28 protein-coding genes and 1 pseudogene are annotated in these 25,427 nt (G+C 40.5%); 17 read left to right on the plus strand and 12 right to left on the minus strand.

The window, feature by feature from the left end; genetic code table 11:
- Nucleotides 1–343: 343 nt before the first annotated feature.
- Nucleotides 344–586, plus strand: coding sequence for an aspartyl-phosphate phosphatase Spo0E family protein (locus ACFVSH_RS06800; RefSeq protein WP_192203849.1), 243 nt, complete (start codon nucleotides 344–346; stop codon nucleotides 584–586).
- A gap of 309 nt (nucleotides 587–895) precedes the next feature.
- On the opposite strand, the gene ACFVSH_RS06805 is transcribed toward ACFVSH_RS06800, so the two are convergent.
- The 3 genes from ACFVSH_RS06805 to ACFVSH_RS06815 all read right to left on the minus strand — a co-directional run bounded on the left by ACFVSH_RS06805 (nucleotide 896) and on the right by ACFVSH_RS06815 (nucleotide 4,606).
- Nucleotides 896–1,627 carry a ZIP family metal transporter gene (locus ACFVSH_RS06805; RefSeq protein ID WP_387599535.1) on the minus strand — a complete coding sequence of 244 codons (732 nt, stop codon included), beginning with the start codon at nucleotides 1,625–1,627 and terminating at the stop codon, nucleotides 896–898.
- Between the two features lie 116 nt (nucleotides 1,628–1,743).
- Nucleotides 1,744–2,967 (minus strand): MFS transporter, encoded by a 1,224-nt coding sequence (locus ACFVSH_RS06810; protein WP_387705340.1) that lies wholly within the window; start codon nucleotides 2,965–2,967, stop codon nucleotides 1,744–1,746.
- 142 nt (nucleotides 2,968–3,109) lie between these two features.
- Nucleotides 3,110–4,606, minus strand: a complete 1,497-nt coding sequence (locus ACFVSH_RS06815; RefSeq protein WP_387705342.1) for an ATP-binding protein — start codon at nucleotides 4,604–4,606, stop codon at nucleotides 3,110–3,112.
- A gap of 155 nt (nucleotides 4,607–4,761) precedes the next feature.
- Here ACFVSH_RS06815 and ACFVSH_RS06820 point away from each other — a divergent pair, with 155 nt between their 5' ends.
- The 3 genes from ACFVSH_RS06820 to ACFVSH_RS06830 all read left to right on the plus strand — a co-directional run bounded on the left by ACFVSH_RS06820 (nucleotide 4,762) and on the right by ACFVSH_RS06830 (nucleotide 8,399).
- Nucleotides 4,762–5,199, plus strand: coding sequence for a MarR family winged helix-turn-helix transcriptional regulator (locus tag ACFVSH_RS06820; RefSeq protein WP_192203855.1), 438 nt, complete (start codon nucleotides 4,762–4,764; stop codon nucleotides 5,197–5,199).
- 220 nt (nucleotides 5,200–5,419) lie between these two features.
- On the plus strand, nucleotides 5,420–7,114 hold the full coding sequence (locus ACFVSH_RS06825) for a M3 family oligoendopeptidase (protein ID WP_260284126.1): 1,695 nt from the start codon (nucleotides 5,420–5,422) through the stop codon (nucleotides 7,112–7,114).
- A 244-nt stretch (nucleotides 7,115–7,358) separates the two neighbouring features.
- Entirely contained in the window at nucleotides 7,359–8,399 is a 1,041-nt protein-coding gene (locus tag ACFVSH_RS06830) for a YkvI family membrane protein (RefSeq protein WP_387599545.1), read from the plus strand.
- A gap of 41 nt (nucleotides 8,400–8,440) precedes the next feature.
- On the opposite strand, the gene ACFVSH_RS06835 is transcribed toward ACFVSH_RS06830, so the two are convergent.
- Nucleotides 8,441–9,067 (minus strand): hypothetical protein, encoded by a 627-nt coding sequence (locus ACFVSH_RS06835; protein ID WP_387705344.1) that lies wholly within the window; start codon nucleotides 9,065–9,067, stop codon nucleotides 8,441–8,443.
- Between the two features lie 199 nt (nucleotides 9,068–9,266).
- The gene (locus tag ACFVSH_RS06840) at nucleotides 9,267–9,443 is read right to left on the minus strand and encodes a YkvS family protein (protein WP_064505160.1); all 177 of its coding nucleotides are present in this window, start codon (nucleotides 9,441–9,443) and stop codon (nucleotides 9,267–9,269) included.
- 452 nt (nucleotides 9,444–9,895) lie between these two features.
- Between ACFVSH_RS06840 and ACFVSH_RS06845 the strand changes: the two genes are divergently transcribed.
- Nucleotides 9,896–10,090, plus strand: coding sequence for a hypothetical protein (locus ACFVSH_RS06845; RefSeq protein ID WP_387599551.1), 195 nt, complete (start codon nucleotides 9,896–9,898; stop codon nucleotides 10,088–10,090).
- A gap of 48 nt (nucleotides 10,091–10,138) precedes the next feature.
- Here ACFVSH_RS06845 and ACFVSH_RS06850 read toward each other — a convergent pair whose 3' ends face one another.
- The 3 genes from ACFVSH_RS06850 to ACFVSH_RS06860 form a co-directional block, all read right to left on the minus strand.
- A complete protein-coding gene (locus tag ACFVSH_RS06850; RefSeq protein ID WP_387705346.1) occupies nucleotides 10,139–10,627 on the minus strand; it encodes a sigma-70 family RNA polymerase sigma factor in 489 nt (162 codons plus the stop codon).
- A gap of 71 nt (nucleotides 10,628–10,698) precedes the next feature.
- Nucleotides 10,699–11,106, minus strand: a complete 408-nt coding sequence (locus tag ACFVSH_RS06855; protein ID WP_387705348.1) for a hypothetical protein — start codon at nucleotides 11,104–11,106, stop codon at nucleotides 10,699–10,701.
- A 255-nt stretch (nucleotides 11,107–11,361) separates the two neighbouring features.
- A complete protein-coding gene (locus ACFVSH_RS06860) occupies nucleotides 11,362–12,180 on the minus strand; it encodes a thermonuclease family protein (RefSeq protein ID WP_387599560.1) in 819 nt (272 codons plus the stop codon).
- A gap of 184 nt (nucleotides 12,181–12,364) precedes the next feature.
- Between ACFVSH_RS06860 and ACFVSH_RS06865 the strand changes: the two genes are divergently transcribed.
- The 7 genes from ACFVSH_RS06865 (at nucleotide 12,365) to ACFVSH_RS06895 (ending at nucleotide 18,424) form a co-directional block, all read left to right on the plus strand.
- Nucleotides 12,365–12,997 (plus strand): ABC transporter ATP-binding protein, encoded by a 633-nt coding sequence (locus ACFVSH_RS06865; protein ID WP_387705350.1) that lies wholly within the window; start codon nucleotides 12,365–12,367, stop codon nucleotides 12,995–12,997.
- Nucleotides 12,997–13,782: an ABC transporter permease gene (locus ACFVSH_RS06870; RefSeq protein ID WP_387599566.1), complete on the plus strand. Its 786-nt coding sequence runs from the start codon at nucleotides 12,997–12,999 to the stop codon at nucleotides 13,780–13,782. Before ACFVSH_RS06865 ends, ACFVSH_RS06870 begins: the two co-directional genes overlap by 1 nt.
- A gap of 213 nt (nucleotides 13,783–13,995) precedes the next feature.
- Nucleotides 13,996–14,262, plus strand: a complete 267-nt coding sequence (locus tag ACFVSH_RS06875; protein WP_076366836.1) for a phosphocarrier protein HPr — start codon at nucleotides 13,996–13,998, stop codon at nucleotides 14,260–14,262.
- On the plus strand, nucleotides 14,262–15,980 hold the full coding sequence (ptsP, locus tag ACFVSH_RS06880; protein WP_260284132.1) for a phosphoenolpyruvate--protein phosphotransferase: 1,719 nt from the start codon (nucleotides 14,262–14,264) through the stop codon (nucleotides 15,978–15,980). The genes ACFVSH_RS06875 and ptsP overlap by 1 nt, the downstream gene beginning before the upstream one ends.
- Nucleotides 15,981–16,298: 318 nt before the next feature.
- Nucleotides 16,299–17,084: an SDR family oxidoreductase gene (locus ACFVSH_RS06885; protein WP_387599571.1), complete on the plus strand. Its 786-nt coding sequence runs from the start codon at nucleotides 16,299–16,301 to the stop codon at nucleotides 17,082–17,084.
- A gap of 6 nt (nucleotides 17,085–17,090) precedes the next feature.
- Nucleotides 17,091–17,993, plus strand: coding sequence for an NAD(P)-dependent oxidoreductase (locus ACFVSH_RS06890; protein WP_387599573.1), 903 nt, complete (start codon nucleotides 17,091–17,093; stop codon nucleotides 17,991–17,993).
- Between the two features lie 65 nt (nucleotides 17,994–18,058).
- Entirely contained in the window at nucleotides 18,059–18,424 is a 366-nt protein-coding gene (locus tag ACFVSH_RS06895) for a hypothetical protein (protein ID WP_034314117.1), read from the plus strand.
- A 99-nt stretch (nucleotides 18,425–18,523) separates the two neighbouring features.
- On the opposite strand, the gene ACFVSH_RS06900 is transcribed toward ACFVSH_RS06895, so the two are convergent.
- On the minus strand, nucleotides 18,524–19,672 hold the full coding sequence (locus ACFVSH_RS06900; RefSeq protein ID WP_387705351.1) for an aminotransferase A: 1,149 nt from the start codon (nucleotides 19,670–19,672) through the stop codon (nucleotides 18,524–18,526).
- A gap of 144 nt (nucleotides 19,673–19,816) precedes the next feature.
- On the opposite strand from ACFVSH_RS06900, the gene corA reads away from it, so the two are divergent.
- The 3 genes and pseudogenes from corA to ACFVSH_RS06915 all read left to right on the plus strand — a co-directional run bounded on the left by corA (nucleotide 19,817) and on the right by ACFVSH_RS06915 (nucleotide 22,226).
- Nucleotides 19,817–20,800, plus strand: coding sequence for a magnesium/cobalt transporter CorA (gene corA, locus ACFVSH_RS06905; RefSeq protein ID WP_387599578.1), 984 nt, complete (start codon nucleotides 19,817–19,819; stop codon nucleotides 20,798–20,800).
- 200 nt (nucleotides 20,801–21,000) lie between these two features.
- Nucleotides 21,001–21,213: a hypothetical protein gene (locus tag ACFVSH_RS06910; protein ID WP_387705353.1), complete on the plus strand. Its 213-nt coding sequence runs from the start codon at nucleotides 21,001–21,003 to the stop codon at nucleotides 21,211–21,213.
- A 107-nt stretch (nucleotides 21,214–21,320) separates the two neighbouring features.
- Nucleotides 21,321–22,226: pseudogene (locus ACFVSH_RS06915) on the plus strand (chemotaxis protein).
- A gap of 55 nt (nucleotides 22,227–22,281) precedes the next feature.
- Here the strand turns inward: ACFVSH_RS06915 and ACFVSH_RS06920 are convergent.
- Both ACFVSH_RS06920 and ACFVSH_RS06925 read right to left on the minus strand, forming a co-directional pair.
- Nucleotides 22,282–22,788 (minus strand): YkyB family protein, encoded by a 507-nt coding sequence (locus ACFVSH_RS06920; RefSeq protein WP_260284138.1) that lies wholly within the window; start codon nucleotides 22,786–22,788, stop codon nucleotides 22,282–22,284.
- Nucleotides 22,789–23,079: 291 nt separating this feature from the next.
- Nucleotides 23,080–23,433 carry a hypothetical protein gene (locus ACFVSH_RS06925; RefSeq protein ID WP_387599587.1) on the minus strand — a complete coding sequence of 118 codons (354 nt, stop codon included), beginning with the start codon at nucleotides 23,431–23,433 and terminating at the stop codon, nucleotides 23,080–23,082.
- 116 nt (nucleotides 23,434–23,549) lie between these two features.
- Between ACFVSH_RS06925 and ACFVSH_RS06930 the strand changes: the two genes are divergently transcribed.
- Nucleotides 23,550–23,930 carry a fluoride efflux transporter FluC gene (locus tag ACFVSH_RS06930; protein ID WP_387705355.1) on the plus strand — a complete coding sequence of 127 codons (381 nt, stop codon included), beginning with the start codon at nucleotides 23,550–23,552 and terminating at the stop codon, nucleotides 23,928–23,930.
- Complete coding sequence (gene crcB / locus ACFVSH_RS06935) at nucleotides 23,927–24,289, plus strand: fluoride efflux transporter CrcB (protein ID WP_387599592.1); 363 nt, start codon at nucleotides 23,927–23,929, stop codon at nucleotides 24,287–24,289. Before ACFVSH_RS06930 ends, crcB begins: the two co-directional genes overlap by 4 nt.
- Before the next feature lie 180 nt (nucleotides 24,290–24,469).
- Here the strand turns inward: crcB and ACFVSH_RS06940 are convergent, their stop codons facing one another.
- Nucleotides 24,470–25,333 (minus strand): metallophosphoesterase, encoded by an 864-nt coding sequence (locus tag ACFVSH_RS06940; RefSeq protein ID WP_260284141.1) that lies wholly within the window; start codon nucleotides 25,331–25,333, stop codon nucleotides 24,470–24,472.
- Nucleotides 25,334–25,427: the final 94 nt, after the last annotated feature.

A 25,427-nucleotide genomic window follows, 5' to 3' on the forward strand; every position in this document is an offset into this window, starting at 1 on the left:
CTTTTTTCATATTATATTATCTTAGAATCACAATTGAGGGTTGTAACAATGAACTCCATTATAGAGAAGCTGCTGAAGTTTAAGTTGGAAAATAAGAATGACATCCAAATTGCAGAACTTTCGAATCGATTTTCAAAGCGGGCTTCATATGAACTTGTCCTAATCAATAGAAGAGGTCCATGCTTAGAAATTTCCGTCATATCCTGTCTGCTGGTGGTTAAAGCACTATCGCAATTTAAGAAGTTTTGTCTTTTTTTGCGAATCTATTTACATATAAGGCATATTTTGTAATACTTCTTTATTATAATGTAACTTTAAAAAGGCAGGAGTAGTGAATGTTGTTATGAATTCTAGGTGTGCAACGGAAATTTGTTCTGAGATTCGAATGAAGCGTTGGGAAATGATGGAGTTGGCCAAAATGTATGGGCTAAATCATGAGAATACCCTTCGCCAAAGTGAGCAGCTTGACAAACTTATAAATGAGTATTTGATCCTTCAACATCATTCATCAGTGGAAGTGAGAAATAAGCGGGAAGAAATGGTCGTTATTGTGCAGCAGCCCTTTAATGACGACATTACCTTTTAGTGGGGATTTGAATGCATGCATGACTTTTTAAAGTAGCAGGCAAGGAGACTAGCAACTTTGTGTGATTTCTGGTGAAATAACCTTTGCATAAATATCCGAAAACAATTAATGAAAGACTTATATAAACAAGACAATATATCTTTTGAATTTCCTATAGATTTGGGGTATATATCGAGGGGAGGCCACCAGAAGGTGTCCTTCATGCATCGGGATTGGTTTAGAAGTCTTAATTTTTCTGAATGGATTACACTGATAAATAAAAAGTAAAAGCTGACTCACTTGATGGAGCCAGCCATGGAAGTTCGAGAATTACAAAACTTCCAATAATATGACCATGAACAAAAGGCCGACAATGAAGGAATAGGTAGATGTGCGTTCATTACCATCCCCATGGCTTTCAGGAATCAATTCCTTATAAACTATGAAAAGCATGGCCCCGGCGGCGAAAGCTAGGCCGTATGGGACCAGAAACCCAATGTAAGAGGTTAAATAAAAACCTAGTAAGCCAGTAATTATTTCGATGGTACCGGTTAAGGTTGCTATCAGGAACGCTGTGAGTTTACCGATTTTTTGATTAATTAAAAACAAGGCGACTAGTAAGCCTTCCGGAGCATTTTGCAGGCCGATGGCAAATGCGATCAAATTACCTGTATCAGCATTATCAGAGGCGTAACTGACCCCGACAGAAAGACCCTCAGGAATATTATGGAGTGTAATGGCAGTGATGATGAGCAAAGCCTTTTCATCGAACTGAATGCCACTTTTCGTATGGCTGAGATCGATATGAGGAATGTTTTTTTCCATGATCGTTAATGTCATTACTCCGAGAAAAACCCCAATGACTAGCGGCACATACCCTCCGGTGGCCAGAGACTCCGGGATCAGGCTCAATAACGAAGCAGCCATCATAATTCCAGCCGTAAATGCCAGAAGCGTGTCTCTGAATCGATGTGTGATTGATCCTTGAATGAACAAGATTGGTAACGCACCAAACCCTGTAGACATTGCAGAAAGGATGCTGCCTAATAAAACTCCACTCATAAATTTCTCCTTTTTGTATGGAACGGATCGTTACTCATTAGTGAACTTTTGGGTGGAACAATAATTTATTGTATTTAGACATAAAGAAAATGTTCCAGGAAAAAACCATTTTGCAGTCATTCTTCTGTATACCATTTTTTCAATGTCAGATCAGTCGGCAGCAGTATGCTGATGATTCCCAGTAATGGCAGGAATCCCACTAGCTTAATCATGGATCCGATTCCAATTATATCTGCAATGGCTCCCAATGAAACGGATCCAATGGCACCCATTCCAAAGGCTAACCCCACTGTCAAGCCTGCCATCGTTCCGACTTTTCCCGGAACCAATTCCTGTGCGTATATTACAGTGACGGAAAAACTACTCATTATAATGAATCCCGCCATCAATAATAAAATAAAAGCGGCTGTTGGAGGTACGAATGGTAAAAGTGCGGTTATTGGCATGCTGGCGGCGAAAGAAAAGAAAATGATATTTTTACGCCCGAATCTATCAGCAAGCGGACCTCCGAAAAATGTACCTACAGCACCGGCAGCCAAAAAGGCAAATAGGAAAAATTGGGCAGATTTTATCGTGAACGAATACTGCTCGATCAAATAAAAACTGTAAAAGTTCGTCATGCACGATACATACCAGGAACGGGCAAAGATTATGAATAAAATCAATACCAGGGCTTTGGCCACTTTATGGGTCCGCTCTTTATTGATTATTTTTGCAGCAAGCTTTTTAGGCTGGAAGTGAACTAATTTTTGGGAATACCACTTGGCAATATACAGCAATAGGATAACGGCCAATAAGGCAACCAAGGCAAACCAGAGTGCACCTTTTTGACCAAAAGGAACAAGCACGAGAGCAGTGATGAGCGGGGCAAGTGCCTGCCCGCTATTCCCGCCGACTTGATAAATTGATTGTGCCAGGCCTCTTTTGGGTCCTCCTGCCATATAGGCAACCCTGGAGCCTTCGGGATGGAATATGGCCGACCCTAAGCCCATCAAGATGACTGCACCAAGGATAATGCTATAGTTAGGGGCGATTGCGAGTATGATGACCCCGATTAAGGTACTGGTCAACCCAATGGGCAATGCATATGGAAATGGCTTTTTATCCGTATAGAACCCGACTGCCGGCTGCAAGAGCGATGAGACGATATTCAGGCAGAATGCAATCATTCCCAGCTGTGTATATGTTAGCGACATTGATTTTTCGAGGATTGGGAACATGGCCGGTACGACGGCCTGAAGAGAATCATTCATTAAATGGCAAATGCCAATGACAATCATGATTTTCAGAGTCATATCTTGTTTTTGCGGTTTTGTTTTAATGGCAGCGATACTTCCCATCTGTATATTTCCTTCTTCCTGATTAAGTTTTTTACCTATTCCATAAATAGATTCAGGAAGCATGCACCGTATGCATGACACCTTTAAATAAATCGGAATCGTTACTGGTCTTCATAAAAAAATGAAACTCTTCAAAGTATTGTTAATGGTGGCCTTTTATCAACGGTAAGCTGATTGTTACGGTTGTACCGTTAAGTGGTTTACTTGAAAACTCGATGGAACCGTTAAAAGATTCAATTATTCGTTTACACACAAATAGCCCTAATCCCGTTCCTTCCTTTTTCGATGTATAGAAGGGATCGAACACTTTGCCTATTTCTTTTTCACTCAGTCCTTGCCCGGTGTCGATGATCATGATTTTAGCCCATTCATTTTCATGGTGAATTCGAATCCTTAACTTTTTCCCAACTTCCATTGCCTCGAAACCGTTTTTGGCAATGTTGAGAATGACTTGTTTAAGTTGGTCCTTTGTACAATGAACCAGGATCGGCTCCTTTATGATTTTCCATTCCACTTCAATATTGAAGTGGCGTGCTTCTGATTCTATTATTGGTCTCAATTCAGCGATGATACTGCGAATATCATATATGGATAAAGTCTGGGCCATCGGCTTCCCTAAAATCAAAAATTCGCTGACGATACTATTGATCCGTTCAATTTCCTTCATGATGACAGAATAATAGAACTGATCTTGTTCTTCGGGGTGTTTTTCAACCAATAACTGCACTAGCCCCTTTATGCCGGTAAGTGGGTTTTTTATTTCATGTGCAGTACTGGCAGCCAATGTACCGACAAATTCTATTTTTTGCCTTTCATTTATTAACTTTTGGTTTTTGGCATTCCTGCGAACGATCAGTTCCTCCACGATGGTGTAAATCATGTGAGCAAAAAAGAAGGTGAAAAAGACAAGCATTAAAAAAACATTCATGTTATTTGTGCTAATCTTGTCGGGCAATTTGACGGATAGTTTCCAATCGACTTCGGTCAAAGGAACAGCCACCGATTTAGAATGTCCAGTGAATCCGTCGGCATTTCTATCCAAAATTCGGGTTTTGTCCTTTGTTTCCAATATAAAGGTTTGACCAGGGCTGAGAATCTTTAATATATTTTCCATATGATCCAGCCTGATATGTGCCAATAAAAACCCTTGCACTTTTTTATCATGATCCAGAATGGGAGCAAAAGTGGAAAAATAATTGTAATCAGGGTTATATAGCTCCTTTGTTCCTACAACAACGGCTTTTCGGGTTTTTACTGCAAGTTCTATATCATTCTGTTCAATTAGAAAGTAATGATTGAAATTCTTATTCGTCCCTGAAATGGAGACACCGTCGCGATTTAGCCAATATATTCCGGCATACCTGGAATCTGTATCTTTGATCCATTTCATAAGAAGTTCGGTTTTTTTGTTATCCATATAAAGCACGGAACTGCTAAGGCTAAGTAGCTCAAGGTTTGCCTTCGTTTCTCTGATAACTTGATCTATGTATTCTTGATAAACCGTTACCGTCCATTCAGCTTGTTCCTGTCTTTCATTTTGAATCGAACGTTCTAAATGCACCCAATAAATGATTGAGAGGATAATTAATGGTAAAATAACAATAAGTAGATATGTGGTGAATTTATGCCTTGTTTTCATGATTGTCACTACTTTAGCTTTTTTTTCAAGTATAACAAAATGAATGATTAAACAATAGTGCATACTAACAGGGGAGATTGACAAAAAAGTCTTTATGCCATATAATAACTTTTAATTCAAGATATTTTAATTAAAAATTTTAAGGTTGTGAAGTTATGGAGAATAATAACATCCAACAGTCTTTGAAACTGTTTATTGTGATGTCTAGAGCCCATCGTTCAATAAATGATGTGGTAAATAAACATATAGCAGAAGAGGGTTTGAATCCAACTGAGTTCGCAGTACTGGAATTACTTTATCATAAAGGGGATCAGCCCCTGCAGCAAATAGGCGGAAAAATCCTGCTAGCTAGCGGCAGCATTACCTATGTCGTGGATAAACTTGAACAGAAGGAATATCTACAGCGAATAGCATGTAAAGAGGATCGCCGTGTAACCTTTGCAAAAATAACGGATAAAGGAAAGGCCTTTATTGAAGGAGTATTTCCTGAGCATGAAAAAAGAATCGATGATATCATGAGTGTACTTACGCACGATGAAAAGGACACTGTTATCGAATTGCTTAAAAAGATTGGGTATTCCGCTCAAAATTAGCTAAAGAACCAGCACCCGGATTTGTCTGCAGGTGCTGGTTTTTTATTTCTGATAAAATCTGAATTTGTTTTGAGGACATAAAGGTTTTTATTAACGCTGTGGCGAATTAAATTATATTACGATAACCGCGATAATGGTGAATGTGTCTTGAAAACGAATTCGATGAATCATGTTACTCAGGTTGAATAAATGTTTTTATATCGTGAAAAGGAGCGTACATATGAAATTTAATGAGTATGAATATAAACGTCCTGAAATGGATGAAATTAAAACCCGATTCATGAAAGCTTTGGAAAAGTTTACTGACGCCGCTAATGCTGATGCGCAAATAAAAGCTATGGAAGAAATAAATGAAATCCGAAATTATGTAGGTACGATGTTCAATTTGGTCTATATACGGCATTCCATTGATACGAATGATGATTTTTATAAAGCTGAGAATGATTATTTAGATGACTTCTCCCCTGAAATGGAAGAGTTAACCTCAAAATTTTACAATGAACTCGTTCGCTCGAAATATCGTAAGGAGCTTGAGAAGAAATGGGGAACTCAACTATTTGACCTGGCAGAGGCCCAACTCAAAACTTTTTCGCCCGAAATTATCCCACAGCTGCAAAAAGAAAATAAATTATCAAGTGAATATTCGCAATTGATTGCCTCTGCAAAAATTCACTTTGATGGAGAAGAATTAACACTTGCGCAGCTTCAGCCTTTTATGGAGTCCTCGGACCGTGAGTTAAGGAAAAATGCAAGTGAGGCATATTACGGTTTCTTTGAAGAAAAACAGGAGGAATTGGATCGTATATTCGATGACCTAGTCAAGGTGAGGCATGGAATTTCGACAGCGCTAGGTTATGGGAATTTCGTGGAACTTGGGTATTATCGAATGACACGGACTGATTATGATGCTGAAATGGTTGCTGCATTCCGCAAGCAGGTGAAAGAGGAAGTGGTACCGCTTGTCACCCGGCTGAAGGGACGTCAGCGCAAACGTCTTGGATTGGAGAAACTGAACTATTATGATGAGAATTTTCATTTCAGAACGGGTAATGCCATTCCAAAAGGCGATGCTGAGTGGATCATCGAAAATGGGAAAAGGATGTACCAGGAGCTTTCGCCTGAAACTGATCGGTTTTTCAACTATATGATTGATAATGACCTGATGGACCTTGTGGCGAAGAAAGGAAAAGAAAGCGGTGGCTATTGTACTTTTATAGAAGACTATAAAGCTCCATTCATCTTTTCTAATTTCAACGGTACTTCTGGGGATATAGATGTTTTGACGCATGAGGCAGGCCATGCATTCCAAGTGTATCGCAGCCGTGAACTTGACATTCCTGAGTATTATTGGCCAACATATGAAGCTTGTGAAATCCATTCGATGAGCATGGAATTTTTAACTTGGCCATGGATGGAGCTGTTTTTCAAGGAAGATACGGAAAAGTATAAGTTTTCCCATTTAAGCGGTGCGCTCATATTCCTCCCGTATGGGGTAGCTGTTGATGAATTTCAGCATTTTGTCTATGAAAATCCTGATGCCTCCCCCGTTGAAAGAAAGCAGGCTTGGCGTAAGATCGAGATGGAATATTTGCCACATCGGGATTATGAAGGAAATGAATTCTTGGAGAATGGCGGGTATTGGCAGCGGCAAAGCCACATTTATCAATCACCTTTCTATTATATCGACTATACATTGGCCCAAATTTGTGCTTTCCAATTCTGGAAAAGGTCGACTGAAAAAGATGAAACGGCTTGGGGTGATTATTTGAATCTGTGCCAACTTGGAGGCAGCAAGTCGTTCCTTGATCTCGTTGAATCTGCGAATCTAAATTCCCCATTTGATGATGGTACTGTACAGTCCGTTGTGAAGGTGATAGACGAATGGCTCTCCAATGTAGATGATAAGGCATTATGAAATATTAGTCTGTATGATACGAACGCTTGGAGATTATTCCAAGCGTTTTTTTTATCTTTCATACGTTCGGAATGTTGGGCATGAAATGTGGTGATTTTCGCTCCACAGAGAAATGCATAGCGAGTTTCCGCCTTCATAATGAGAGATTGTTAGCCCAAGACAAAAACAGCCGACGAAAGGAATATTGCTCGGCTTGTCTTAAATGTCTCTTCCTTACATATAAATGTAGGGAGGAGGGGAGAATATGCTGTCAAGGTGGTCAGGGAGTTTTCAGATTGCAGCAGTTTATGTTGGCACAGTCGTCGGTGCAGGATTTGCAACTGGAAAAGAGATTGTCGAGTTTTTTACCCGTTATGGCTTTTATGGCTTTATCGGGATTTTAATAGCAGGTTATATTTTTATTTTCACGGGGACGAAAATAATGCTCATTTCCGCAAGGATAAGAGCATCTTCTTATGAGGAGTTCAATCAATTTCTTTTTGGGAGGAAAATAGCGGGAATCATCAACTTCTTTTTCCTTATCATGCTGTTAGGAGTGACGGCTGTCATGATTTCGGGTTCAGGAGCCGTTTTCGAAGAACAACTTGGCGTGCCTAAAAGTATAGGAAGTTGGTCTACGATCATACTGGCATCCTTGGTCCTGATGATGGGCATGCGCGGTGTTTTCACTGTGAATTCTTTTGTTGTACCAATCATGATCTGCTTTAGCTTGATTCTTTTTTTCTCGACTTTGGATAATGGGGATTTCTTTAAGACACTTACAAAAGTTCCTGAAGAAGGGATCACCGTGAAAATGATTTTGTCACCATTTGCCTATACAGCCTTTAACCTTGCTTTGGCACAGGCTGTGCTGGTTCCGGTTGCGTATGAAGTTCGAGATGAGAAGGTCATTAAACATGGTGCAATTCTTGGGGGGATATTCCTGACGATCATTTTATTGACAGGGCATTTTTCACTTATGACACTTCCTGACGTGAATAAATATGAAATTCCTTCAGCGGTTATTATGAGAACGGCAGCCAGTCAGTTATATTGGATGTTCATTTTGGTGATTTACGGGGAGATATTCACTTCGGTCATCGGAAACATTTATGGATTGCAGAGGCAAATCAGCAATTATATTAAATTGCCAAGCATGATGATCATAGCGGTGATTTTTTTAATAGCTTTGATCATCAGTGAATTCGGATATGGAAGATTACTAGGATATATTTATCCGGTTTTTGGATACATAAGTCTCCTTTTTTTAATATTGGTCTGGAAAAGCAAGGCGGGGAAGGAGTAATGAAGAATGGAGGACTTGTCCTTAGCCCTCCTTATCGATGTTCACCTTTTCATCAGCGTCTTAGCCATCACTAGAAATGCATCCCGGTAATCTCTATCTGTTTTCGTGAATATAGTTAAGCGGACGGGTGATTTTTCATCCTTGAGCAATATGGAAGTGATCACATCATCGCCGCTTTCCACTTCAAAGCCCGTTCCGCCCTCGACATCAAGTGAAGGATCGCTGATTGTTTCTGAAATGCTTTTCAGCTGGGCTTGAACATTTTTTTCCACCTCATCCCAATTGACATCCGTCTTCAACAATTCGATTCTCATATAAATGGAGTCATCTTCAGTCAGGAACATAATATCCTTTCCTGGTTCTTCGGCACTTAACCTGAATTGTTGCAAAACATAGAGGCTGAACGGTTGGTTATCACTTTTTTTTAGGAAAGCTGTTTTTTCTTTTGCTTCCCCGTTAATTGTATACTGCAGGTTTTGCTCCATCAGTCTTACTTTGTTATCACTTCGGTTATCGTGATTATCTCCTTGAGAGGTGTTGCCTTCATTCCCCTCTTTTACTGTGTCTTCCCGTGGCTCATCTGTTTTTTCGTCTGTGGCTGTACCGCAGCCAGTCAGAAGAAAAACGGCGAATGTGACACAGCCAATATAACGTGTCCAACTAGTCATGTGTTTCCCTCATCTTTCTGATTGAAATTCCAATCTGAATTTAGAGAACCTGCATCAAATACAGGTATTGTACCCTTTAATGAATTAGACGGAATGAAATGGAAATGGTTACAAAAAGCGGGAGAATCAATTTGCAGGATTGCGATAAAGTGAAAAACGAGATGGTCATCTAGTAACCATCCCGTTTGAGTACATTCAATCATCCTATGATTTTATAATTTTTATGGTTGACGACGGTTTTCTGTTCAAGTTCCAAATCACGATAATTTTCCATATACGTGACGTCCACGATTACTGAGTTCTCGTTCACTTTCTCGACGATTCCTTTTAAGCCTTCTCTAAATTCAATGATATTTCCAACTTCCGCTTTCTTCATGGCAATCATCCTTTCCCATTTTGTTTCCAATGATCAAAAAGTAACTATGGAGTAATTGGATTATTCGAACATCTTGCGGTTTAGATTTTGACGTGGGAGGTGCTAGTAAGAGAAAAAGTTATCTCTTATGTCGGTACAGTAAGCTAAACTTTTAAAAGAAGGTACGATTTCTTGTAATGGAGCAGATGTAATGATATGGCATAATTCGGTATATCTTGCGAACGCAGTTATACGTACTAGTATGTAATTCTATGTACAAAAAATGCCAATCATTTTACATTATGATATTTTACTATACAGTTTGCACTATTTTAAAGCATTCGTAAAGAATTATGTAGCAGTGGGCCTTAAAAAGTTCTGAATTATATTAAGTGGCAAGCTTATGTTAAAATAAAAACGGAATTTCTCCTGTAGAAATGATAGAACATTTGATAATTAAGGAGGATAATCTTATGAATGCAGAAGAAGCAAAAGATGTACTCGATAAACTGGCAAATCGGGAAATGAATGAATTCAGGATTACAAAAGAAGAATTTTTACCTTTTCGTGAGGTTCTTGTTAAAAGGGAAGACTTTAAACATTTTCGGGGGAATGCTCAACATAACGGTGTGATCATTTATACGTATTTAGAAGAAGCGAGAAGTTAATGGATATTTTTTGGGGTGGCTCATGATTGAGCCACCCCAAATTATTCATTATGGAAAAATCAATTGTTTCCTTAATTTATTTAAAGCGGACCTTCTCCATGATTTGACGGCTGCGGTAGTAACTTGATATACTTCAGCAATTTCAGTGACCGTTTTATTCTCCAAGTACGTTTGTAAAAGCCAGCGTTGCTGATTCAGTGTCAATCCATCCGTGTAGGTTAAGAGATTATCGATGGCAAAGGCCTCATCGTATATTGAAAATGGATCTTTAATCTCTAGTAGGAAGGAATCAAATGGTTCGGTGTTGGCTTCATATTTATGGTGGTGCTTTAATTCGTTCAGAATTTTGCCTTTGATTACCGTAAAGGCATAGTTGGAGAACTGACCGCATTCTTCATCGAATTTCCCATATGACTCCCATAAAGCAATCAATCCTACTTGAAAATATTCTTCCTTATTTTTATAGATGGAAAGTGAGCGGATTATATGATGGATCATCGGCGTGAATTCAGACGTTAGTACTGAGAAATCTTCCATTAAGCAAGCCACCTTTAGAAAGTGCACTTTCCTGTATTCCCGGGTGCTTTTACCATAAATAAAATGTTCGGCTAAAGCCAAATGGCATAACGGGTAAATGGAAGGAATAAAAAGTGAGTTTTAAAGGGATTAACGAGGATCTTATTAATAGGAAAATGTTGATTCAATCGAACTTTAATGAGGGGATGGCCAAATGAAAAACACATCCTTAGATTGGATGTGCCAAAACCATTCAATACTTCTTCATTTAATGTAAGGCCATATATCATGGGGATGTGTTCAGTTTCGACAACAAGGGGGCGGGTTTCTGAAATCACTGAAACAGTTATTTGAGGGTTTGTAAAAGGAACGTTGATTTCCACTTCAGGCACTCGCTTTCCGCGGGCGGTCCGGGAGCCTCCTCGGCGCTTTTGCGCCTGTGGGGTCTCCTTTGGACGCGCTTTTCTAAGCAGGAGTCTCGTACCTTCCGTTCCAATCAACTGGACTCATCCCAAACCAAGTTTGAGACTGGCTTATCTTCAATGGTTTTTCTGTGATCCTCATTTGAATGAAGAAATTTGCGGCACTCCTGCCGAAAAACTTGCTAGCCGAGCCCTTCTAGATGCTTGCTTTGATGAGGCTCGGCAGAAAGTGAGCGGGTTTCAGAAAACAGGCAAACTAATCTCTTACAAGTTCCCTTATACGTTCTTAATGGTGGTTTCAGAAAGCGGGCATATTATTAACTATTGTATTTGTTAACTTTGCGATTTTCGGAATCCAGCATCCTGTGCGTCTTGTTCGGTACAAAACATTTCCTCCGGTTTGGTTATTTCGTAATATTGGCCCGAAGGAATGTGATATATTTTGTTGCCTTTAGAGTTTATATTCCCTTTAATTTGCGGGTTACTGCAAGATGCAGTTGGCATTTCCGCTGAAGCTTCTACGGACTTCGAATCATCAAACCCCTTTGAAGTTGCATAGTTTTCAATTGACCAAATACCGATTTCGTCTTTTTGGGCTTGTTTCTGAATATTTTCCAATTCATCTAGATATTTCGTGTTCGGTGCATAAACATAGGCCACCCTGGCCAGTCCTTTTTCAAGCAGGAGTTTATTCACCATTTTACCGTCAACATAAAAATAGGCCAGCAGCCGGCCATATTTATCTCTTTCACCTATGCCGGTTTCTACTTCCACTTCAGAACCCGCTGGCATTAGTTCCTTGGTGAATTTGCTTGCCTCAGGTCCAAAAGGTTGAACGGGCTTGGATGGGTGCACGGTTTCTGGAGTATCCACCAAAAGTAGCCTGACCGTTTCTTCGTTTCCATTAGCCATTTTGATCTTTACTGTATCTCCGTCAACAACTTTAATGATCTCGGCTTTGAATGTCTTGCCTTTTTCTTCATTTGAAGAATCCGCACTGGATCTGATGTCTTCATTGGAGATTGAATCTTCCTGTTTGGATTGATTGATTAGGTTATCTGATGCAGCCTGGCAGCCAGACAGCGTGATCAGGCAAAGTGCAGTCAGGAGAAAGGCATTCAGATAAGAATGTAAAAAGGAATTTCCGTTCATGATAAGTCCCTCCATTTATTTAGGTTTTTCCACGTCCGTCATGGATATATTCAGCAGGAATAATACTAACCTATAAAAAAGGGAAAGAAAATGAAAATCATTGAAATTTTTTCATGCATCGCTACCTCATATCATGATAGTTTCTTATAATGATAGGGTGGAGTAAGGGAGGCAGGCGTGTAAAATGATATTTAGGCTTGAAAATATTAGGTATAAAGGGATTTTGAAAATTGATGATTTGAGAATACCCGCTTGTATGGTTACTTGCTTGACCGGGGAAAGCGGTGCAGGGAAAACCTCACTGCTCCGATTATTGAACAGGATGGATGACCCGGATAGCGGTTCGATCTATTATCAGGATCAGTTGCTGGATGAATTCAACCCGATAGAGCTCCGGCGTAAAGTCACAATGCTTTCTCAGTCAACTTTCACTTTACCGGGTACGATTGAAGAAAACCTGCAGATTGGCCTGGAATTGACAGAACGGGAAAAAAAGGATAAAGCCGAATTGGTTAAAGCACTTGAAACCGTCCAGTTGCAGAAGCCTTTAGACGAAGGGGCGGAGAATCTTTCTGGCGGGGAGAAACAGAGGCTGGCACTGGCGAGGCTACTTTTATTGAAACCCGAGGTATATTTACTGGATGAGCCGACTTCAGCTCTTGATGAAGAAGCCGAGCTGACGGTCATGAGCCGATTTTTAGAAGAAGTGAAGCGGGGAAAAGGAACGGTCATCATGATAACCCATTCAAAACAGCTTGCGGAAATATGTGCTGAAAAGAAGATTGTTTTGAAAAAGGCGAAGGAGGGTGATTATTAATGGAGGCGAATGGGATAATAGATATTGAGTTCTGGCGTCTCTGTGCAGCCTATGTCTTTGTAGGGATTCTGCTCATAATCGTGAAATGGCGGGGGATTTCACGGGAAAAGCAAATCATGCTCGCTACGGTACGGATGACGGTGCAACTCATTCTAGCCGGATATGTTTTGACATATATCTTTGAAAATCCCCACCCTTTACTTTCTTTAGGATTTTTATGTGCGATGGCACTGTTTTCCATCCATAATATTTTTAAGCAAGTGCCTTATACAATTAATAAGAAAATCAAAAGGATGGTTATCCTAAGTATGTTGTCAGGACCCATGGCGGCCTTATTTTATTTTAATGTGGTTGTCATCCATTTCACGCCGTGGTATGAGCCGAGGTATTTCATTCCAATTGCAGGGATGATCGTTGGGAATGCCATGACTGGAGTTACATTGGCGCTTAAAAACCTTCATGATGGGATTAGCAGTAATCGTGAAAAGGTGGAAGCGATGTTGATGCTTGGAGCGACTCCAGCGAGGGCTGTGAAGAAATATGTGGATGCTGCATTCGACTCCGCAGTGCTCCCGACTTTGAACAATATGCTAGGGATGGGGATTATCTTCCTTCCAGGAATGATGACAGGGCAAATCCTGTCGGGGATAAGCCCGCTCATCGCTATTGAATACCAGATTGCGATAATAATCGGGATTCTCGGAAGTGTTTCTTTAACGGTGGTCCTTTTCATTATGCTGAGTTTCAGGGCTTTTTTCACCAAAAATGCACAGTTATCCATTTAATCATTGAAGAATCTGAAAAGTAATAGTTGCAGTTCCATCTATATTTTTGTACTATTTTGTAGGTACCAATAGTTTTGGTTTGTTTGTTGGGAATGATAATGCTATCCTGATAAGGAAAAGGGCATTTCTTTTTTCATTTCTTTCATGAGTGGATGGAGAACCCCCCTTACATAACCTATTTATGTTAATTTATCTTAAAGGAGATTGATTTATATGGTAGAAAAAACATTTACAGTAACTGCAGAAACAGGAATTCACGCTCGTCCGGCTACATTGCTTGTACAAGCTGCAGGAAAATTTGATTCAGAAATAAACCTTTCTTATAAAGAGAAAAAAGTGAATCTTAAGTCCATTATGGGTGTAATGTCACTGGGTATTGGCCAAGGTGCGGAAATTACGATTTCTGCTGAAGGAAGCGATGAAAATGATGCACTAAATACACTTGCTGAAACGTTGAACAGAGAAGGATTAGCAGAATAATGTCCACTTTGATTAGTGGAATAGCAGCTTCAAACGGAATAGCCATCGCTAAAGCCTATCGACTTACAGAGCCAGATTTATCGATTGAAAAAAGAAGCATAGAAGATGTCGGGGCGGAAATATCCCGTTTTAAGGAAGCTATTCAAAAGTCAACAAATGAATTGGAGATAATCAGGGATAAAGCCGAAAAGGATTTAGGGGCCGATAAAGCCGCTATCTTTGACGCACACCTGCTTGTTTTGGCTGATCCGGAACTAATAACTCCGATTCAGGATAAAATCCAATCAGAAAGCGTCAACGCTGAGTTTTCCTTAAATGAAACCGCAAGCATGTTCATTACGATGTTTGAACAAATGGATAATGAATACATGAAGGAACGGGCTGCGGATATCCGTGACGTCACGAAACGGGTACTGTCGCATCTTTTAGGTGTTCATATTCCAAATCCAAGCATGATTGCTGAAGAAGTGATCATCATTGCGGAGGATTTGACTCCATCCGATACAGCACAGTTGAATCCTGCATATGTCAAAGGATTTACGACAGATATCGGTGGACGTACATCCCATTCAGCCATAATGGCACGTTCATTGGAAATTCCAGCAGTCGTTGGAGCAAAATCAGTGACCTCTTCCATTGAAAATGGTGACATGGTCATCATTGACGGGCTAAAGGGTGAAGTGCATATAAATCCTACTCCTGAACTCGTGAAACGCTACGAGGAGGAGCAGGAAGCCTATGCGATGCAAAAGGCTGAGTGGGCGAAACTGGTTCATGAACAAACCGTTACAAATGATGGCCATCATGTGGAATTGGCTGCAAATATCGGTACTCCGAAAGATCTGGATGGCGTTCATCAAAATGGCGGTGAAGGCATCGGATTATATCGTACGGAATTTCTTTATATGGGCAGAAATGACTTTCCGAGTGAAGAAGAGCAGTTCGAGGCATACAAAGCGGTGCTGGAAGGTATGTCAGGTAAGCCTGTAGTCGTCAGAACGCTTGACATAGGCGGAGACAAGGAGCTGCCTTATTTAGAGCTTCCTAAGGAAATGAATCCTTTCCTTGGATACCGTGCGATTCGCCTTTGCTTAAATGAGCAGGAGATTTTCCGGACTCAGCTCCGTGCCCTGCTTCGCGCAAGCATTTATGGGGATTTGAAAATCATGTTCCCGATGATCGCCACACTAGCTGAATTCCGCGAGGCTAAAGCCGTCTTGGCTGAAGTCAGGCAGGAACTTCTTGATAATGGCATTCAAGTTGCCGAAAAAATTGAAGTCGGAATTATGGTTGAAATCCCTTCAACTGCAGTGATGGCTGATATATTTGCTAAGGAAGTCGATTTCTTCAGCATAGGCACTAACGACTTGATTCAGTATACGATGGCCGCTGACCGAATGAATGAGAGAGTATCTTATTTATATCAACCATATAACCCAGCGATTTTACGCCTGGTTAAAATGGTCATAGATGCTGCTCATAAAGAAGGGAAATGGGCCGGGATGTGCGGTGAAATGGCTGGAGATGAAATTGCCATACCGATTTTGATCGGATTGGGTCTTGATGAATTCTCAATGAGTGCCACTTCGATTTTAAAAGCACGTTCTTTAATTAGCCAACTTTCGCTTGAAGAGATGAAAAAACTATCTCAGGAAGTTTTAGGGTTGGATACGAATGATAATGTGAAAGAAGCGGTAATTAACGCTTTGAAGAAATAAAAAAATGAGGAAAAACGGCACCCCATCACAGAATCTTCGGATGGGGTGCTTTCCTGTAATTTTTGCTTGAACATTTAAGCAAAAATGTTTATTGCACCAAAATGGGGGTAAATAAAAAGCAAGCACAGTTGTTTAGCTCTATTAGGGCAGCTGACATTCTCATTTCCCCCTTTGACGCCGGTTGGGTATCCAACCGGCAATTTTTTTTTTGACAGCTGGATAAAAAAATCATAAGAATGATTATTCAGATTTTTCACTTTTCGGAAATAGCGATATAATAGAATTATAAATTCAGGAAAATGGAGGTCATGATAAAATATGGAATTACATTTGGAAAAGAAAAATGCTTTGATTTTAGCTTCGAGTCAGGGTTTGGGGAAGGCCATGGCAGCTGAATTGGTTAAAGAAGGAGCAAATGTCATGCTAGCTAGCCGGGATGGAGAAAAGCTTGCCGCCGTACAAAGGGAAATATCGCAGCTTGGGGCGGGGAAAGTTGCTTATATGGTAACGGATATAACAAAAGCTGAAGATATTGAAAGCTTGGTTAGGCAAACTGCTGAAGAGTTCGGAGGTATCGATATTCTTATTAATAACGCCGGAGGTCCTCCAGGGGGTTCATTTACAGATTTCAATGATGAAGAATGGCAACAATCTTTCGAACTTAATTTACTAAGCTTCATAAGGACGATCCGTGAGAGCTTGCCACATTTAAAAAAACAGGGCGGGAAAATCGTTAATATCGCTTCTTCATCCATTAAAGAACCGATTCCAGGATTGATTCTATCGAATACATTCCGAACTGCTATCGTTGGATTGTCAAAGACGTTAGCTTCAGAATTAGCACCAGACCGGATATTGATCAATACAGTTGGACCAGGTAGAATCGCAACGGACCGCGTTCAGCACCTTGATAAAATGAATGCAGAGAAACAAGGCGTCACTCCTGAGGAAATGACAGAACAATCCATTAACAAAATTCCTCTTGGCCGTTATGGGGAACCCGAGGAATTTGCAAAGTTCGTTACTTTCCTTGTTTCAGGTGCCAATACATATTTAACGGGGCAGTCCTATTTAGTTGACGGAGGAATGATAAAGTCCATTTAAGGATTTTTGAAACAAAATGATTGGGAGGAATCCGCAGTGATGCAATTGAACAAAGTGATCGGCTTCATAGGTTTAGGAGTTATGGGGAAAAGCATGGCCGCAAATCTACTTAAAGCGGGATTTAAGGTATATGTTTATACAAGGACGAAAGATAAGGCAAGTGAACTGCTTTCACAGGGCGCGAAGTGGGCATCTGCACCAAAGGAAATTGCGCAGAAAGCCAATGTGATCATTTCCATGGTAGGATACCCTAGTGATGTGGAAGAAATCTATCTTGGGGAAAATGGGCTTATCGAGAACGGGAAACAAGGAACCCATTTAATCGATATGACGACCTCCACACCGTCTTTGGCAGTGAAAATAGCGGAGGAGGCCAAGAAAAGAGGCATGGAATCATTGGATGCACCGGTTTCCGGAGGGGATATCGGTGCCCGTGATGCAAAGCTTACGATCATGGTCGGCGGGTCTAGTGAGGCATTTGAAGCGGTCCTGCCCATTTTTGATATCATTGGCAGCAATGTTGTCCATCAAGGCCCGGCTGGTTCGGGACAGCATACGAAAATGTGCAATCAAATCGCCATTGCATCTAATATGATCGGAGTGACTGAAGCGATTTCCTATGCCCAAAAGGCGGGGTTGGATCCGGAACGGGTATTAAGAAGCATATCATCGGGCTCTGCCGGTAGCTGGTCACTGTCCAATCTTGTGCCGCGGATGGTTGAAGGGGATTTTGAACCTGGTTTTTATATCAAGCATTTTATCAAGGATATGAAGATTGCACTTGATGAAGCGGAAAGAATGGGAATGGACGCTCCTGGATTAAGCCTAAGCAAATCCCTGTATGAGGGGCTGGCAGAAGCTGGAGAGGAAAATAGCGGTACACAGGCGTTATATAAACATTATAATTAAGTGCTAGCATTTCTTTATCATGAATAAGCTGATAGCGACAGCCTTTACAAAAAGGAGTGAAAGCTATGGGCGAATTCGATGATATCAATATGAAATTCCAGGAATTAGAAGATGGTCGATATATTGTAAGGATTGAAGGCTTTAAACGGGAAAAAACCATTCATCAAACAAAGCCCATTCGTTGGGATCTGAAATTAATGAATGAAAGTCCGCTAATCTTGCCGGTGAAATTCAGTCATATCGAAACGAATGCCGGTTTTCAGATCTTGATGCGCGAATTGAAGAGTTTAGGTTTTTCAAAGCCGCGCTCCGCAAAGGAATTTGAAGAAGTGATGGCTGATTTACTTGGTTCCATCGTTGAAGTGAGCCTTACCACGACAAATAAGGAAGAAGGATATCGGGAAATCCGTTTTTTACGGAGATTGTATTAGCTGATTGGCTTGGTGAAAAACCTCCGGTAGCCTGACATCTTTGAAAAATAGGAAAATGGCCTTCAATTGTTCATCCAATTGAAGGCCACTTTTTTTCGGTTACTTTTTAGCTAAAAATGATTCAATACGGTCCAAAGCCTTTTCAAGGGTTTCCATGGAATAGGCATAAGATATCCTGAAGTACCCTTCGCCAAGGGGAGAGAAGGCATCTCCAGGGACCACTGCCACTTTTTCCTGTTGAACAAGCTTTAGGCAAAAATCAAGGGAAGAGGCATAGCCTTCAGGCAGCTTTATAAAGAAGTAAAAGGCACCATTTGGTTTGACTATTTCCAGTTCCATCGCTTGTAAGCGACTGTATACGTATTCACGTCTCCGGGCATACTCGGTCTTCATGGGAATGGCATCATCTCTGCCTGCCGTCAATGCTGCCAAGGCAGCTCTCTGTGATATGGAGGCGGCACAAGTTACATTGTATTGGTGAACCTTCAGGATATGCTGAGAGATGGCTACAGGCGCAAACAGAAGGCCAATCCTCCACCCGGTCATGGAATGGGACTTGGACAATCCGTTCAGGACGATGGTTTGTTCTTTTAAGAAAGTGGCAATCGAAACATGCTCCTGATCGAATACCAGTTCACTGTATATCTCATCAGCCAATATGAATATGTCCTTGCCCCTTACAAGTTCGGCAATGTCCAATAATTCTTCGGCAGATAATGTTACCCCGGTCGGATTCGATGGATAGGGCAGAACGATGCACCGTGTATGATCAGTTATGTACTTTTCAATGATATCTGCAGTCAAACGAAATCCATTTTTTGTTGTATCGGCATAAACGGGTGTTGCACCGCACATCTTAATGATGGGTTCATATCCCGGGTATACAGGACCCGGCAATATGACTTCGTTCCCTTGGATGAGAATCGTCCGAAAGGTAATGTCTATGCCTTCGCTGGCACCAGAAGTCACTAGGACTTCATTCGCCGGATCATAGCTAAGCTTGTATTTATCCTTTACATATTTTGAAGCGGCTTCCCTCAATTCCAGATAGCCGGCATTGTGAGTATAAACGGTATAGTCATTATCGATGGCTTGTTTTGCCGCCTCTTTAATATGCATTGGAGTTGGAAAGTCAGGCTGTCCTATCGTTAAGGAAATGGTGCCTTCGATATCAGCGACCATATTGTAGAATTTACGGATTCCTGATATTTGAACGTCTTTTACTAGAGGGTTTATTAAATGTTCCATCTATGAATATCCTCCCTTATCTAACTACATGAATTATGTACCATGTTTGACTCATTCTATTTTATCATTTAGTTTGGATGGGGGAGAAAACTTTTTGAGATTAATGAATTAAAGGTATAATGTATGATAAGAAAATATTGAGGGTTGATACATTTGATACGGACTTGCGCAATTACATCTAATCAAGAAATCAGTTTTGATTTACCGCTAACGGAAATGAATAATCCGGATATCGAGTGGTTCTGGGTGGATTTTTCCAACCCCACAAACAAGGAAATCGAACTTTTATCCAGTCATTTTCACTTTCATCCGCTGGCAATTGAAGATTGCCTGGATGATTTTAATCAACGTCCTAAAATGGATTTTTATGAGGGTTACCAATTTCTTGTGATTCATGCTCTAAGGGAGAAGGTATTTAAAGCAGTGGAATTGGATATGTTCGTTGGTGAAAAATGGATAGTCAGTTTTCATAAAGAAGATATGTTTGAGCTGGAAAAGGTACGGGAAGAAATTGCTGGTAATAAAATGTTGAAGCAAAGTCCCTTTTTCTTGATGCATAGGATAATTGACAGGATCGTCGATGAATTCTTCCCACCTGTTTATAAAATTGAAAGCGAATTGGGTAGCATTGAGGAAAATACTGAAAATGACACGATTAACGAATTGATGGATCAGCTTTTCGATTTACGTACAGATATGTCCAGGCTCCGTCGGACCATATTGCCGATGCGTGATTTATTGTACAGAATGATTTCGTCGGAGCGACTGAATTACTTAAAAGATCAGCACCTTTATTTTAATGATGTGTACGATCATCTTCTTAAATTGACTGAAATGCTTGAATCCTATCGAGATTTTTCGTCCGATATACGTGATAGTTATTTGTCTGTGAACTCTAATAATATGAATTCAACAATGATGACATTGACTGTCATCACTACCATTTTCATGCCGCTGACCTTCATAGTGGGCGTGTATGGGATGAATTTTGAATATATGCCGGAATTAAATTGGCATTATGGCTATTTCCTCATTCTTGGAATGATGGGTGGAATTGCCTTGATGATGTTTTTATTCTTTGTTAAAAAAGGTTGGCTCAATCCAAAGAATAGGTCGCGAAAAAGATGAAATGACCCAACTGGCCTGCTATTCTAGGCTTAATTGAGATGAGTATTTTTTTGAATGGAGCGACGATGGAAATTGTGGGCAAACGAATGGTCTATTCGTTTTAATCGGGGTGACCATCATCAATTTACTTTTCCACATGCATATAAGCTTTATTCTTTGTTGCTTTCCGCGAATAGGCTTTGGAAGGGCGGCAGGGCTTTTTGAGACCAGCCCATCAGGTTTGCTTCATAACCCATGTCGGATATATCATGGAGGGGTTTGTCGAAGAGACAGGCCCCTTTACGATCGATATGATGGGCAGGATGGCAGTGGTGAAAAATGAACTTTGGAAAAGGGGGACTCTGATGGGTCCCTTTTTTAGTTTGGCTTCAATAGATAATCACTGCTTGATCCTTTTTTTATCTGTGCTCTAAACAAAAGAAATATTTAACCGAATTATTAGGTAGGAGTTCATTGATAAAACCATGAAATTTTTGTGGAATTATGAAATGAAAAAGTATGAGAAGGGCGAGATGACACAATGGAAGCAAATAAAGGAATATTACTGGAAAGTGGCACGAATGAGCTTGAGATAGTGGAATTCGGTCTCGGAAAGAATAAATTCGGCATTAACGTAATCAAGGTGAAGGAAATCATTAATCCTGTCCCCATCACGCTTGTCCCCCATTCCCATCCAAATGTGGAGGGGATCATTGAGCTTCGTGGAGAAGTCCTGCCAGTTGTGAATGTGGCGAATGCTTTAGGATTTCCGCCATCTGAGACTCCTGATCAGGATAAATTCATAGTGGCTGAATTCAATCAGCAAAAAGTGGTTTTCCATGTCCATACCGTAACACAGATCCACCGTATCTCCTGGTCCCAAATCGAAAAGCCTTCGGATATGTATCAAGGCCTTGAAAGTCAGATTATCGGAGTAATAAAATTAAACAGTGAAATGTTACTGTTACTTGACTTTGAAAAAATAGTGGTCGAAATCAATCCGGAATCAGGAATAAATATCCAACAGGTTAAAAAGCTTGGTGCCCGGCAAAATTAAGACAAGAGAATCCTGATTGCAGAAGATTCTCCATTACTGAGAAAGCTGCTTTTTGATACATTGTCAGAAGCTGGATTCAAGTACTTGGAGTTTTATGAAAATGGACTTGATGCATTTAATTATCTGGAGAATTTAATTGAATCAGGAAAAGTGGTTGAAGATGAAGTGAATCTTGTGATCACCGACATTGAGATGCCACAAATGGATGGACATCATTTGACTAGAAGAATAAAGGAAAACGGGGAACTTGCTGGGTTGCCGGTGATTATTTTCTCTTCTTTGATTACTGACAGCCTTCGTCATAAAGGTCAGGTCGTAGGGGCTGACGCACAAATCAGCAAGCCGGAAATTGCAGAGCTTATAAAGTTGATAGACAGATTGGTATTATGAATGTGAAAACGGGCCGATGAGGCGTTACCTCACGGCCCGTTTGGTTTATCAATGATTAATACTTGGAACCTTTTCCTAAAAAGGAGGATGGGAATGGATTGTGAAATGGTTGCTTGACCGACCCACGTCCGTGAGCCCTTTTCTCGGTGTTGGCATTGTTCGGTTGTTTTTCACCTGCTTGTCCAACGTAAGTTTGCAGGATCTGTTTTGCCTTAGATAATGACAACGCGGCTTTAGGGTTCCGTATGGAAGCTGCCCGGCTGCCGAGGTGGGGTAGTTTTTTCAAATCTTCCTTTGTGGGAGGTAAATGAAAAACATATGATCCGCATTCGACAATGACGTCGGATTGTTGTGCTGCAAAGCGAGGGTTATCAGAAAAATGAAGTCCAATCTTCTTCGCTTTTCCTTCTTGCATAAGCTTGCTTAATGCGAGCCGTTTTAAATTATATAAATTCTTGGGCTCCAATGCAGTCTTCGCGTGTTTATTGACAATAAACACGGCTTGGGCAAGGGAGTTTATCGAAAACTCATCCCTTTCAGAATGTCCTTTCGTTTGGTTCATTGTGGAAACTCCTTTTCTTAATGAGGTTAGAAGGACGTTATAAACAGATTTCCTTCAGTAAAAACCCGTTTTTATATATTGGATGAAATAGAGCCGTGTGTGCAACCAGACAGAAAAAAGTGAAAAAATACTGCATGTACATCTCTAGGGTATGACCATCATTTCCCAACACTTTACCATCTATTCATTTTCATATTATACCACTTCAAAATATATAGTGAAGTAAAATTCAATCCGAAGCCTTTTGGTCCAAGAAAAAAGAAGGCGCTTATGTCGCCTTCTGTCCAACCCTTATTGAGTGTATATATTGATATTTTCAGTTACCGCAGCCTGTGCGCCGAATTGTTGCTGGGGACCCTGAAAGCCTTGAGAAGCAGGGTACGCTGGATAAGCGGGGTAAGGAGGGTAAGCGGGCGGGTATGGAGGAGGATATGGAGCATAGACAGGTGGACGGTTATTGAATAGCAACGGTCCAATTGCCAATCCTGCAACAAAAGCTACAGGCGCCAATAGAGGAAAGAAAGGAAAGAAGCGCTCGTCATTCCAATATTCAGGTCCATATTCATTCCCATATGCATTTCTGTAATCGTTCTGTAGCATAATGGTCTGCGGATAGTGGTAGTAAGGAAAATATTGTGTTTGCATAATTTGCCTCCTTTCTCAAATTCTTTACATAGTATGGAATTTTTTAAGAAAAGAGCCTGTTCCATCTTAATCTGTTATAATGAATCTACTTATGAGTAAAATTTGGGGGGACCTTGATGGATCGGTTTAAAAGCTTTTTTGCAGTCGGTTTTGGAGGAGCAGCTGGAGCGATATTGCGATATTGCGTAATCTTGACTGCTGGTCATTCCTTCTTCCCGTTTGGAACCCTCTTAATAAATATAGTAGGCAGCTTTTTACTTGGAATGATCAATGGCTATTTCGTCTTGAAAAAGAAATCGCTTGTTTTTTTAGCGCTGGGCAGCGGGTTTTGCGGAGGTTTCACCACGATGTCCACATTTTCCCAAGAAGTGGTGAATCTACTGCAGACTTCTCTGGCATTGGCGGGACTGTATATTGGTGCCACGCTTTTATTTGGTTTGGTTGCTGGTTTCTTCGGACTGGGCCTTTTTAATAGACGGAGAGGTGAGTCCCTTTGATCGAGGTTCTTTCAGTTTTTATAGGAGGCTTTTTTGGAGCGGCCTCAAGATATCTCTTGCAGATTATTTTTAATAGGCTATTGCCAGCCATCTCGATACCCATTAGCATTTTACTGATTAACCTTATAGGTTCCTTTGGGCTCGGACTGGCGTTGCCACAGAAAGAAAGCTGGTCTGTATCTTTGCAGGTTTTTCTGACAATAGGTTTCCTGGGTGCTTTTACGACCTTTTCAACATTCAGCATGGAAACACTTGAACTTATTAGTAAACACCGTTATATAGATGGCCTTATCTATATAACGGTATCTGTTTTAGGGTGTATCGGAACTTTCCTGTGCGGCTATTTAAGTATGGTATAACCTTTATGGCAACTACCATTTGGTGCTGGTAAAAAAAACCTGGTTTTCTCAGATATACTTCTAATGCTATAATTCATAGGAGTCCATTACACATGAACACATGATTTATGGCAACAAGTCGTTTTATTCGCACAGGCTTTGTTAAAAAGTCTGGCGGTTTTCCCCTGTATTCTTTTCCTATCATCTTTCGGATTGGAATTCGTAAACTGTCAACTCCGGACGTGAAAGGAAACGATATGGGAGACGGGTAGTGCCAAGCCCTCTATTAACATGTAACGTTAATGAATCGATTTCATACGTGCCTTCCCGGTACTTTTCAGCGTATGGGGGAGTTACAAGGGCACCGGCAAAGGGGATTTGTACTTGTCCTCCGTGACTGTGACCGCTTATTTGATACTGGATGTCATAAGTCCTTGATGTGTCAGCAAGGTCAGGGGCATGCGAAAGCATAATGGTGAACACTTCATCAGGGATGCCGGATAGTGCTTTTTCAAAATCAGGTTTTCCTAGCATGGCATCATCAATCCCGGCAATGACTATTTCTTCAGCCGTTAATAAGGTAATCTTAGATGAGGTATTTTGCAACATGGTAAAATCGGATTTTTCCATGATATCGCTGTAAATTTCTGAACCATATCCCCCATGATCATGGTTACCGTAGATGCTGAATTTACCAAGTGGTGCTTTGAGCTGATTTAAAATGAGGGGGATTTTCTGGTGATCCTTGTATTCATTAGGATGGTCCATCAAATCTCCGGTAAATAAAATAACATCAGGGTCCAGTTGGTTTATCTTATTGACAATTTCTTGTAAATCTTTAAGCTGAAATTGAAAGCCTAAATGTGTATCACTGAATTGGATCATTTTCATGCCATGAAAACCTTTTGGGATAAGCGGGTGGCTGATGATTTTATGCTTGATTTCTAACCATTTCGGTTCCAAATTATGGGCATAATAGTTTCCGCCAATCCCCAAACCGGTTAAGGTAGCCAATGTACCAAAACTTTTCTTTAAGAATGTTCTTCTGGATATGGGTTTATTCAAATTAATCAACCTATCTAATATAAAAATGTTACTTCCTCATACTAACAAACAATATACATAAAATGAAGAAAATATCTTCTATGAGCATTTGAAA

Source organism: Peribacillus sp. NPDC058002 (assembly GCF_042886655.1).
In the GTDB taxonomy this organism is placed as follows: domain Bacteria; phylum Bacillota; class Bacilli; order Bacillales; family DSM-1321; genus Peribacillus; species Peribacillus aracenensis.